Annotated in this window: 12 protein-coding genes and 1 tRNA gene; 10 read left to right on the top strand and 3 right to left on the bottom strand. The window is 32.3% G+C overall.

What is annotated here, in order from left to right:
- The first annotated feature begins 52 nt into the window (after positions 1–52).
- The 9 genes from ileS (at position 53) to HCAN_RS07545 (ending at position 8,669) form a co-directional block, all read left to right on the top strand.
- A complete protein-coding gene (ileS, locus tag HCAN_RS07580) occupies positions 53–2,836 on the top strand; it encodes an isoleucine--tRNA ligase (RefSeq protein WP_006656981.1) in 2,784 nt (927 codons plus the stop codon).
- Positions 2,836–2,961, top strand: a complete 126-nt coding sequence (locus HCAN_RS08350; protein ID WP_006656523.1) for a hypothetical protein — start codon at positions 2,836–2,838, stop codon at positions 2,959–2,961. The genes ileS and HCAN_RS08350 overlap by 1 nt, the downstream gene beginning before the upstream one ends.
- Positions 2,962–3,103: 142 nt before the next feature.
- Positions 3,104–3,179 (top strand) — tRNA-Phe (locus tag HCAN_RS07575).
- A 199-nt stretch (positions 3,180–3,378) separates the two neighbouring features.
- Positions 3,379–3,693 carry a c-type cytochrome gene (locus HCAN_RS07570; RefSeq protein ID WP_006656522.1) on the top strand — a complete coding sequence of 105 codons (315 nt, stop codon included), beginning with the start codon at positions 3,379–3,381 and terminating at the stop codon, positions 3,691–3,693.
- A 31-nt stretch (positions 3,694–3,724) separates the two neighbouring features.
- Positions 3,725–4,801 (top strand): alanine racemase, encoded by a 1,077-nt coding sequence (locus tag HCAN_RS07565; protein ID WP_006656521.1) that lies wholly within the window; start codon positions 3,725–3,727, stop codon positions 4,799–4,801.
- A 65-nt stretch (positions 4,802–4,866) separates the two neighbouring features.
- The gene (locus HCAN_RS07560) at positions 4,867–5,904 is read left to right on the top strand and encodes a D-alanine--D-alanine ligase (RefSeq protein ID WP_006656520.1); all 1,038 of its coding nucleotides are present in this window, start codon (positions 4,867–4,869) and stop codon (positions 5,902–5,904) included.
- On the top strand, positions 5,904–6,638 hold the full coding sequence (locus HCAN_RS07555; RefSeq protein ID WP_006656519.1) for an alpha/beta fold hydrolase: 735 nt from the start codon (positions 5,904–5,906) through the stop codon (positions 6,636–6,638). Before HCAN_RS07560 ends, HCAN_RS07555 begins: the two co-directional genes overlap by 1 nt.
- A 58-nt stretch (positions 6,639–6,696) precedes the next feature.
- Positions 6,697–8,154, top strand: coding sequence for a Mur ligase family protein (locus HCAN_RS07550; RefSeq protein WP_006656518.1), 1,458 nt, complete (start codon positions 6,697–6,699; stop codon positions 8,152–8,154).
- Between the two features lie 8 nt (positions 8,155–8,162).
- Positions 8,163–8,669, top strand: coding sequence for an HIT family protein (locus HCAN_RS07545; protein WP_006656517.1), 507 nt, complete (start codon positions 8,163–8,165; stop codon positions 8,667–8,669).
- Positions 8,670–8,672: 3 nt separating this feature from the next.
- Here the strand turns inward: HCAN_RS07545 and HCAN_RS07540 are convergent, their stop codons facing one another.
- The 3 genes from HCAN_RS07540 to HCAN_RS07530 form a co-directional block, all read right to left on the bottom strand.
- Positions 8,673–9,056: a cyclophilin-like fold protein gene (locus HCAN_RS07540; protein WP_006656979.1), complete on the bottom strand. Its 384-nt coding sequence runs from the start codon at positions 9,054–9,056 to the stop codon at positions 8,673–8,675.
- An 83-nt stretch (positions 9,057–9,139) separates the two neighbouring features.
- Positions 9,140–10,192, bottom strand: coding sequence for an alpha/beta hydrolase (locus tag HCAN_RS07535; protein ID WP_006656978.1), 1,053 nt, complete (start codon positions 10,190–10,192; stop codon positions 9,140–9,142).
- A gap of 184 nt (positions 10,193–10,376) precedes the next feature.
- Entirely contained in the window at positions 10,377–11,210 is an 834-nt protein-coding gene (locus tag HCAN_RS07530; protein WP_006656514.1) for an aldo/keto reductase, read from the bottom strand.
- A 251-nt stretch (positions 11,211–11,461) separates the two neighbouring features.
- Here HCAN_RS07530 and HCAN_RS07525 point away from each other — a divergent pair, with 251 nt between their 5' ends.
- Positions 11,462–11,869: a DoxX family protein gene (locus tag HCAN_RS07525; protein WP_006656977.1), complete on the top strand. Its 408-nt coding sequence runs from the start codon at positions 11,462–11,464 to the stop codon at positions 11,867–11,869.
- Positions 11,870–11,882 lie beyond the last annotated feature (13 nt).

Raw genomic sequence — 11,882 nt, 5'->3', positions numbered from 1 at the left:
TAATACAATTTGGAGTAAAATCCCAAGAATTTTTATTTTTTAAGGGAATGCAATGGATTATAAGGATACTTTAGAGTTGCCTAATACGACTTTTCCAATGAGAGGAAATTTGCCTCAAAATGAGCCTAAAATTTATCAAGAATGGGGTAAAAGAGAGTATTATGAGAGGATTTTGAAAAACAGAGAAAATGCTAAAGAAAGCTTTAATTTACACGATGGACCGCCTTATGCTAATGGGCATTTGCATATTGGACACGCATTAAATAAAATCCTAAAAGATATTATTAATAAGTATCATTATTTTCAAGGTAAAAAGATTTTTTATACTCCAGGTTGGGATTGCCATGGGTTGCCTATTGAGCAGCAAGTAGAAAAAAAACTAGGCAAAGAAAAAAAGGATTCTCTACCTAAAAGCAAAATTAGAGAGCTTTGTCGCAAACACGCACAAGAGTTTGTAGAGATACAAAAAAAAGAATTTTTAGAGCTTGGAATCTTGGGTGATTTTGAGAATCCGTATAAAACAATGGATTTTGCTTTTGAATCAGAGATTTATAAAGCTCTTTGCGAGGTGGCAAAAAAGGGATTATTAAAGGAGCGTAGTAAGCCTGTTTATTGGAGTTGGGCTTGTCAGACAGCTTTAGCAGAAGCAGAAGTGGAGTATGAAGAAAAAGAAAGTGATTCTGTTTTTGTTGCTTTTGCATTAAAGGAAGATGCATTAACTGCAATTGGTGCAAAAGAGCTTGGATTGGATCAAGCTTATTGCGTAATTTGGACTACGACTCCTTGGACACTTCCTGCTAATAGTGGTATTGCATTAAATCCAAATGAAACCTATGCTTTAACTAGTGATGGTAAAATTGTATTGCATTCAGAAGTTGAGAAGCTATCAGCAATTAATGTGGTGGAGAATCAAATCTTAAAAACTTTTAAAGCGTGTATTTTAGAAAATACTCACGCTATCAATCCTTTAAATGGTAGAGATTCTAAGATTATTTTAGGAGAACATGTCGCAAGTGGCGAGGGAAGTGGTTGTGTTCATACTGCCCCTGGACACGGAGAAGACGATTATTTTATCGGATTAAAATACGATTTGCCTATGTTAATGCCCGTTGATGATAAGGGGTGTTATGATGAAACTTTAATTAGGGAAAAATTATTTTTTAATCCTGATGAATTTGTAGGGAAATTTGTTTTTGATGCACATCCAAGAATTTTTGAATTGTTGGGAAAAAATTTACTAAGACATGCCAAGATTAGACATTCTTATCCGCATTGTTGGCGTTCTCATCAACCTATTATTTTTAGGGCAACTCAACAATGGTTTATTGTAATGGATGAACCTTTTAGCAAAGAAGGGAAAACTTTGCGAGAGGTGGCATTAGCCGAGATTGATAAAACAAAATTTTTCCCCGATCATGGTAGGAATAGAATTAGGGCAATGATTGAAAATCGTCCTGATTGGTGTATTTCAAGGCAAAGGGATTGGGGTGTGCCTATTGCCTTTTTTAAAGATAAACGCAGTGGAGAGGTGTTATTAGAGAGTGAAGTGCTAGATTTTGTCGCAGAAATTTTTGAAAAAGAAGGCTGTGATGCGTGGTGGAATAAGGAAGTTAAGGATTTATTGCCACAAAAATACCAAAAAGATTCCGATCATTTTGAAAAAATCTATCATATTTTAGATGTGTGGTTTGATAGTGGAAGCACATGGAAAGCAGTTTTGCAAAGTAATTTGTATAGAAGTGGTGGCTATCCTGCTAGTCTATATTTAGAGGGAAGTGATCAACATAGGGGCTGGTTTCATAGTTCTTTATTGGTTAGTTGTGCAGTTAATGAGAAGGCGCCTTATAAAGCAATTGTAACGCATGGTTTTACAATGGATGAGAAGGGCGAGAAAATGAGTAAATCTAAGGGCAATGTTGTTGTCCCTAAAGAAGTTTTAAAAGAGTTTGGGAGTGAAATTTTGCGGCTTTGGGTCGCAATGAGTGATTACCAAAATGATCAAAGAATTTCTAATAATATTTTAAAACAAGTGGGAGAGAATTATAGAAAGATTCGCAACACCATCCGATTCTTATTAGCTAATACTAATGGCTTAGAGAGTTTGGAAGTTACGAGTTTTAATCCTATTGATTTATGGATTTTAAAAAGCGCTAGAGAATGTTTTGAAAAAGTAAATGCCCTTTTTGGTGAATATGAATTTTCTAAGGCGATTCAAGAATTAACTTATTTTCTTAATACTGAACTTAGTGGGATTTATTTAGATATCTGTAAAGATAATTTATATTGCAATGCCCTTTCTTCTGAAGAACGCAGGGCTTCTCAAAGTGTGATGGCGTTAATTTGTGGTAGGCTCTTTGGACTTTTAGCTCCAATTTTTACTTATACGATTAATGAAGCCCTAAGCCATACGCAAAGTAGGGTAGTTTTAGAATCTTGTGGGATTATCAAAGAGGGAGATGTTTTTGAGATTCTTTATACTCCTTTACCAAGTTTTGAAAATCCTAATTTAAACTTTGATGAATTGCTTGAATTGCGTGGAGTGTTTTTAGAGCAGATTGACATACTTAAAAAAGATTCAAAAATCAAATCCACTTTGGAAGTGGATTTGGCTGTTCCGCAAAAAATGGCTGAATTTGCAGAGTTAAATCTATGGCTTATGGTAAGCAATGTAAGAAAGGAAGCAGAAGGCGAAGTGTTAGCAAAATTTACCTTTGGGGGAGAGAATTATAGGATTTTAAGGGCACAAGGACATAAATGTCCTAGATGTTGGCAGTTTGTCTCACAAAAAGCCGATGAACCTTGTGAGCGATGCCAAAAGGTTTTAGAAGAGCGATAATGTTTGAAGATTTTTTTGATTTGAGTAAGCCTGTTGGGCTAGATGAGACTTGGATTAGTATTTTTGTTGTTGTCTTTTTGATGTGGCTTGGGTATAGGATTTTAAAGCAGAAGTCAAAGCATTAAAAAAACACAAAAATATTGTAAGCGCGGATACACTAAGCGTTGATGCTTGGTGTATTTTATATTATTTTGGATTTTTTAAAGGCTTTAGGCTTTCTTTTAAGCAAAAATTAAATAAAAAATTATATAATTCCCTTTCTTAAAAGGCTTGATAGCTCAGTCGGTAGAGCAGGAGACTGAAAATCTCCGTGTCGGTGGTTCGATTCCGCCTCAAGCCACCACTTCATTTTCTTCTTTTATGTTTTTTTATTTTTGAATACAATATTTAATTTTTTGAAGTTGCAATATTTCTTTTAAAATTCTAGTAAAATTCTAGTCAATTTATTGTAAAATGAAATGATTAAATTGCAAATTTTATATTCATTTTATGAAAAAAGGATATGATTGCAAAGTAATTTTTGATATATGAGGAGTAAGATTATGAAAAAGATTTTATTAAGTCTTGTATTGGCAACAGGCTGTTTAATGGCAGCTGATGGTGCGACACTTTATAAAAAATGTATCGCTTGTCATGGTATGAATGGAGAAAGAGTAGCACCTGGAAGCAAAGGTAATGTAAAAATCGGCGGTATGGATAAAGCTGAGCTTGTTACGCAATTAAAGGGCTATGCTGCTGGAACTGCTGATAATGGTGGTGCTAAGCAAATTATGTATGCTAATATGAAAAACTTCAAATTCACAGATGCAGATATTGATGCAGTAGCAGACTATATTTCAAAACTTCCAAAAAACTAAATCTAATTTCCCCTTTATTGGGGAGTAAGATATGGCATATTTACAAATTAACTCCCAACATTTTTTTTCTAATTATCATCAGATCGCTCAATTTATAGGGCAAGAAAACATTCATAAAATTGCAATTGTCTTAAAAGATAATGCTTATGGGCATGGTTTAAAAGAGATGGCACAACTTGCAAAAGAAGCTAAAATTACTACTTGTTTTGTAAAAAATACCAAAGAAGCCTTAGAGATTGCTGCAATGTTTCGGCATATTACAATACTTTATCCTCAAAGTCTGGAAGATAAAGAAGCTTTGCAACAATGTCTAAAACAAGATAATATTTATTTTTGTGTTGCTAGTTTAGAAGCCTTGAAGCTTTATCCTAAACAAACTAAAATCGAATTAGAGATTAATTCTGGAATGAATCGCAATGGAATTCAAGCGCAACAACTACAAGAGGCATTTGAAATTATTAATAAAAGGGAATTAGAATTAATTGGTGTTTTTAGTCATAATGGTTTTGGAGATGATTTTGGTAGTGAGTTTTATACGCAAAATAATGAATTTTTAATGGTTAAAAAAAAGGTTTTAGAATTGTGCAATCAATATTCCTTTAAAAAGCCGCGTTTCCACTTTTTTTCTTCTTCGGGTGCTTTGAGGGCAGTTAGATATAATGAAAGCTTGCCTTTAGAGTTGCAAGATGATTTGTTTCGAATAGGGATTGCTTTTTATGGCTATTTATGCCAAGATATTAGATTTTGCGGATTGAATGTAAAGCCTATTGCCTCTTTGTGGGCTAGAAAAATTAGCACTTATTTTTTGAAAAAAGGTAGTAGAATTGGATATGGTGGTGTTTCAGAAACAAAAGAAGATACTCTAGTTTCTAGCTATGATGTGGGTTATGGTGATGGTCTTTTTAGGCTAAGGGAAGGAATGGAATTAAAAACAAAAGAAGGATTTAAAATTTATCCAAGATCTTCTATGGATTGCTTGAGTATCCAAGGGGATAGAGAGGAATTGTGTATTATTGAAGATGCGAATCCTTGGGCAGAGGCTTTTGGCACAATCCCTTATGAAATTTTAGTGCATTTGCAACCAACAATTCCCAAAAAGATTGTTTGAGATTGGTGGGAATATTAAAATTTTGGTATGATTTTATAAAAATTTAGCGGTATAAGGATAGGATTTTGAATTTTTGTTTTTTATTTGGTGGAAGCTCTTATGAACACGAAATTAGCATTGTAAGTGCGATTGCTTTAAAAAAGCTTTTAGGTAATGTGGAATATTTTATTTTTTTAGATGATACGCATACTTTTTATTTGATACCAAAAGATAAGATGCAATCGAAGTTTTTTAGCACAAAAGCATATTTAAAGGCAACAAGAATCTACCCTAAAAATGGAGGATTTTATCAAAAAACATTATGGGGTGAAAAAAAACTTCCTTTGCCTATTGTAGTAAATTTGATTCACGGCGCTGATGGTGAAGATGGCAGAGTAGCTTCTTTGCTTGATTTTTATGGAATTAATTATATTGGTCCTAGGAATCCAGCGTGTGTTTTAAGCTTTGATAAAGAGCTTACTAAAATGCTGGCTAAAGAATGCGGGGTTTTAAGTTTGGATTATCAAATGGTGCATAAAGATTCTATCCCTAAGGTTACCTTGCCTTTTCCGCTTATTGTGAAACCTGCAAGACTTGGAAGCTCCATAGGTATTTCTGTTGTTTATGAGGAAAAAGAATTGGAATATGCGATACAAGAGGCTTTTGAATATGATGATAAGGCAATTATAGAGCCTTTTGTTAGCGGCATCAAAGAATATAATATTGCGGGTTATAAAAGTAAAGAAGGAATGCATTTTTCTTTTATTGAAGAGCCACAAAAAAAAGAATTTTTGGATTTTGAAAAGAAATATTTGGATTTTTCACGTACAGAAAGTGCCAAAGAAGCAGAGATTTCAGAATCATTAAAACAGACTTTGCAAGAAAATTTTACCAAGATTTATGGAAATTTGTTTGATGGTGCATTAATACGCTGCGATTTTTTTGTTAAAGAGAATCAATGTTATCTTAATGAGATTAATCCGATTCCTGGAAGTTTAGCGAACTATCTTTTTGTGGATTTTAGAAATGCTTTAGAGGAATTAAGTAGAAATTTGCCCAAGCCAAGAGAAATTAAAGTTGCTTATGAGTTTTTGCATAAGATTCAATTTGCAAAGGGTAAATAGTGGCACAAAAAAGCATTCTTTACAAGAATCAAAACTTTGATATTTCTTTTGAAATTGTAAATTTTCATTTATCAAAAACTTTGATCTTTTTGCATGGATGGGGATCTAATAAAGCTTTAATGAAGCAAGTTTTTTCTGAGAGCTTTAAAGAATTTCGCCATTTATATATTGATATGCCTGGATTTGGAAAATCAAAGAATCCTCCATTTAGTTTGGATACAAGAGATTATGCGGCAATTTTAAGCATTTTATTAAACGAAATAAAAATAGAGGAATTTAGTATAGTTGGGCATAGTTTTGGGGGAAAAGTTGCGACTTTGTTAAACCCAAAAGAATTGATTTTATTAAGTAGTGCAGGAATCTTAAAGAAAAAAAAACTAAAGGTGCGAATGAAAATTGCACTAAGCAAGAAATTAAATCAGATTTCTCCCGCTTTAGGTCAAATGTTTAGTCAAATTTTACGATCGCGTGATGTGTCAGGGATGAGTCAAGTGATGTATGAAACTTTTAAAAAAGTTGTGGATGAGGATTTTAGTGGAATTTTTGAGAACTTTAAGAATCAAGCTTTTATTTTTTGGGGTAAAGAAGATAGTATTACCCCTTTAGATTGTGGAGAAAAAATCCATAGCTTAATAAAAAAATCATATTTCTTTCCTTTGGAAGGAGACCATTATTTTTTCTTAAAACAAGCTAAAAAAATTGAGGAACTTTATTTTAAAGCAAAATCAATTTGAGAACTTATTTATTTTTATTTTGTTAAAATTGTAAAATTTCATAAAGTAAGGATTATTTTTGCAGAATATTGATGTTTTTATGATGATGAGTCGGTGGATTTTTCTTATCGCGCTTGGATATTATGTGATTATTAATCTCCAATGGTATCACTATAGGCTTTCGCGAGTTTTGTTTAAACATCATAAACAACGATGGCATTTTTTCTATTTTTTAGTCCCAGTGCTTTATTTTGTTTTTATTCCAGAAAATATTTATTTTTATTTTGGCTTTTATTTATATATTTTTGCATTGATTATTTGGGCTTTGCGCTTAAGTAAGGGGTTAGTATTAACAGGAAGAGTTTCACGCTTTTTTGGTCTTTATTTGATTTTTATCCTTTTTAATGAGTTGCTACTTTTTGGGGAGGAATCTTCTTCTTTAATGCGTGTGGTGTATCTTTTGCCTTTAGTTATTTCTGTGTTTTTATCCTCTTTAGTAGAGGGAATTTTACTTAGTCGTTATAAAAAGATTGCAATAGAGACTTTAAAAAGTATGCCAAACCTTACTATTATTGCCGTTACAGGTAGTTATGGTAAGACAAGTTTAAAGAATTTTTTGGTGCAGGTTTTGCAAGATGAATTTAAAGTGTATGCCACTCCAAGAAGTGTTAATACGCTAACAGGGATTATTGCTGATATTAATCAAAATCTTTCATCTTTGACAGATATTTATATTGTAGAAGCAGGAGCAAGAAGAATTGGCGATATTAAAGAAATTGTAGAGCTAATCAAGCCGCAAATTGCAGTGATAGGCAAAATTGGTCCAGCACATATTGAGTATTTTAAAAGTTTAGATAATATTTATAAAGCAAAATATGAAATTCTTCAAAGCCCTAATTTACAAAAAGTTTATAATTATAAGGATAATACACCACCACAAAATTTTTATGGTAATATGATTTGGTTTCCACAAAATGTTTCTAGTGTCGATACGAGTTTGAATGGGACTAGCTTTTCTTTGACTTATAATGGTGAAAAAATGGATTTTGAGACTAAAATTTTAGGTGCTTTTAATGTTGCTAATATTAGTGCAGCTATTCAGGTAGCAAAGGATTTTGGAATCTCAAGTGAAAGAATCATTAAGCAGGTTTGCCGAATGGAAGGGGTTAGTCATCGCTTAAGTAAGATTATGGTAAATGATAAAGTGATTTTAGATGATAGTTATAATGGAAATTTAGATGGAATGTTAGAAGCCATTAGACTTTCTTCTTTGTATGATGGCAGAAAGGTTATTGTTACCCCAGGTTTGGTGGAGAGTTCTAAGGAGGCTAATATTGCTTTAGCAGAAGCCATTGATAGAGTGTTTGATATAGCAATTATCACAGGGGAATTAAATTCTAAATTATTAAAAGAACATATTCATAAGCCGCAAAAAATTATTTTAAAAGATAAAAAAAATATGGAAAATATTTTAAAATCCGCAACTATGGCAGGAGATTTAATTCTTTTTGCTAATGATGCACCAAGTTATATCTAGGGGAAATAATGGAGCATTTATACGCACCTTGGCGGAGTGGATATTTTAAGGAAAGGCAAAAGGAAGGTTGCATTTTTTGTAACATTTCTCAAGCTCCTCATTTGGATTTGCAGAATCGCGTTTTTTATCGGGATGAGAGTTTATTTTGTGTGATGAATAAATTTCCTTATACTCCTGGACATTTTTTGATTGTTCCACATTTCCACACGCATTCGCCCGAATTTTTGGAAGAAGATTTGTGGTTAAATTTGCAAAAATGTGCAAGGAAAGGGATTAGTTTGCTTAAAGAATTTGGCGCTAAAGGAATTAATTTGGGTATGAATTTAGAGCAAGCAGGTGGAGCAGGGATTCCAGAGCATATTCATTTGCATTTGTTGCCGCGTTATGTTGGGGATACAAATTTTTTTACAACTATTGGTGATTGTAGGGCTTATGGTGTGGATTTTGATGAAATTTTTCAAAAAATTAAAGAATTATCATTGAAGCATTTTAAGAATCAACAAAGCAATCAATGAGCATTATTTTGCTTTGAGGATTGCTTTGAAATCTTGCTTTATTTCTCTTAAAGTTTCTATTTCATTTTCTCCCAAGTTAGATTGTAAAATCTTGCCAAGATAGACTAAACCATTAAAGGGTGGTTGTTTGCCATAAAAAATCCCGATGTTTCCCCATGGAGAAAAGTAGAAAAAATCTCCAATTTGTGGATTATAATTTGGCGTATTTTTAACACTTAGGTTGTATGGTAAATGAGCTACCTTTTCTTTGTTTGCGTAATCGCTAAATTCTAACTCCAAAGGAAGTTGTTTAATGAATTCCTTTGAAGCGACATTTTCTTCTAATTCAATGTATAAAGTTTTCTCTTTTTGTTTAGTCTCATTGATAATTTCCATTGTAATCATCATTTTGTTTCCTTGAATATAGGTAGAATCAGCATAGACAAAACAAAGACATAATATTCCAAAAAGATACCCAAATCTCACTAATCTCACTGCAAATTCTCTTTAAAAAATTCTGTGATTTTAGCAAAAGGGATTTTGTCTAGATTGTCATATAAATCAACATGATTAGCATCTTTAATAATCATTAGTTCCTTATTGTCTCCTTTGAGTTTTTTGAATGCATCTTCAGTGAAATATCTGCTATGAGCTCTATCGCCGTGAATCATTAATACAGGGGTATTAATCTCATCGCTATATGCTAAAATGGGCATATTAATAAGGGAAAGTGAGGAAGTGAGATTCCAATTGCCATTTGAATTAATGGAACGAGGGTGGAAACCTCTTTCTTTATTTTTATAATAGTTATAATAATCTTGAATGAATTGCGGTTCATCTCCATTTAATTTTTCAGGCAAACCTATTGCTTTTGCATAAGTGTTGTTTTTGAAATCTTTTGTGCGTTGTTCATTAAGCGATCTTTTGAGTTCTAGTCTTGCTTTTGCATCTATTGAGTCATTATAGCCTTTTGCATTGACTCTTGTCATATCATACATTGTAGAAGTTACTGTTGCTTTGATTCGTGTATCTATAGCTGCGGCATTAAGGGCAAATCCACCAAAGCCACAGATTCCTAAAATACCTATTTTGTTAGAATCCACTTTTGAATAGTTAGATAGAAAATCCACAGCAGCACTAAAATCTTCTGTATTAATATCAGGTGAAGCGACATTTTGAGGTAAGTTTTTGTTTTCTAGAGCACTTTCGCCTGTAAAAGACGGATCAAATGCCAAAGTAATAAAGCCTTGTTCGCTTAAGGTTTGTGCATATAATCCAGAAGCTTGTTCTTTGACTGCTCCAAATGGACCACTAATTGCAATGGCAGGAAGTTTTGCATCTTTTGATATATTTTTAGGTATATAGAGATCTCCAACTAAAGTAATACCATAGCGATTTTTGAAAGTAACCTTTTGTATTTCTACATTATTGCTTTTGGGAAAGGTTTTATCCCATTGTGTTTGTGTGTTTGCTTGTGCCATAGTTGCACCTCCTAAGATTGAAAGTATTCCTAAAAGAAATGTTTTAAAGAATAGGCGATTCATATAAACCTCCAAAATAAACTTGCAAAATAAAATGACAGAATCTATACAACAAAGTTTGTGCTAAAAAATGCATTTTCAATATTTTTTAGATTCTAAAAAAGTATTATAAAAGATGAGAGTTACTCTAAGTCAAGAGAAAAGCACTAAAATTTTAAAAATATTATAAAATTACTTTTTGGCTTTATTAATATCCCCAGCTAAATTGTGTCGCGTTTTTATCGAATGTTTTGATAGTTTTTATTTCCTCTTTAGTTAAATTAAAATTGAAAATATCTATATTTTCTTGCATATGTTCCTTTTTGGATGCTTTTGGAATAGTCACAATGCCTTGTTGTGTAAAAAAACGCAAGATAATTTGTGCTATGCTTTTGTTGTATTTGTGAGCGATTTTTGCCAAGGCAGAATCATTAAAAAAACCATTTTTATTTTTTGAGACTTTACCTGCTATAAAAGGACTCCAAGATTCTAAAGTTGTTCCATAGGGTTTCATTGTTTGAAGCAATGCTGCTTGTTGATAATAGATATGTGTCTCACATTGATTGATTGCAGGAGGTATCTCGCAGGTTTTGATAAACTCTTTAAAAGTGTGGAGTGTAAAGTTGGAGATTCCAATAGCTTTGAGTTTCCCTTCTTTATAATAAGTTTCCATTGCTTTATACATTTCTTTGGCTTTTGGATAGGGCTCATGGATTAAGATTAAATCAATATAGCTAGAATTTAGAGATTTAAGGCTAAACTCTATCCCCTTTTTTGCTTCTTGAAAATTCATATTGTTAGATAGCTTAGTTGTAATAAAGAAATCTTCTCGTTTGATTTCCATTTTATCAATAGCTTCTCTTATTGCTGTGCCGACTTTGTGCTCATTTCCATACATTTGTGCCGTATCAAAGAGGCGATATCCATAGCTAATGGCTTCCAAAATTGTATGGCTGTCATTGATAGAGTATGTGCCAAATCCTAAAATTGGCATTTTTATTCCATTGTTGAGGGTTACATATTGCATTATTGTTGATTGCATAGTTATTTTCCTTGTCTATTAATTAATGTGAATCAATTTAAATCTCAAAGAGATTATTGCTTTGGTTGAATTAGCTTTTTGTCGTGTTAATTGATTTTGATAATCGCATTATAAAAGATGAGAGTTACTCTCAGTCAAGATACTTGGTTCTATTAATATTAGAATAATTATAATTTGCAAGATAGGGTAGTTTTTGTAAGGATAAATGCTATAATTTTAAGTTTAATGAATATTATCGTAAGGAGAATTTTATGATGTTGAATCCTGATTTAGCAAAATTGCTTTTAAGACTTTGTGTGGGTGGGCTTATGCTATTTCATGGTGTGTTTAAAATACTTCATGGTGTAGATGTCTATATGGGTATGTTAGAATCAAAAGGACTCCCAGGAATTATGGTATATGGTGTGTATATTGGTGAGGTTTTAGCACCCCTTTTGATACTAATAGGCTATCAAGTGCGAATTGCTGCTTTGATCGTTGCTTTTACAATGATTATGGCTATTTATTTGGTTTATGGATTTGAAATTTTTGCACTTGATTCTTATGGTGGTTGGGTTATTGAACATCAACTCTTGTATATTTTGCCTTGCCTTGCCTTGTTTTTTATGGGTGGAGGAAAATATGCGTTTTTCAAAAAAGAAGAAAAAATTAAGGCTTAAATTTTAATATTTA

This window comes from Helicobacter canadensis MIT 98-5491 (assembly GCF_000162575.1).
In the GTDB taxonomy this organism is placed as follows: domain Bacteria; phylum Campylobacterota; class Campylobacteria; order Campylobacterales; family Helicobacteraceae; genus Helicobacter_D; species Helicobacter_D canadensis.
Note: the sequence above shows the minus strand (reverse complement) of the source record. Positions and strands in the feature narration are given on the sequence as shown.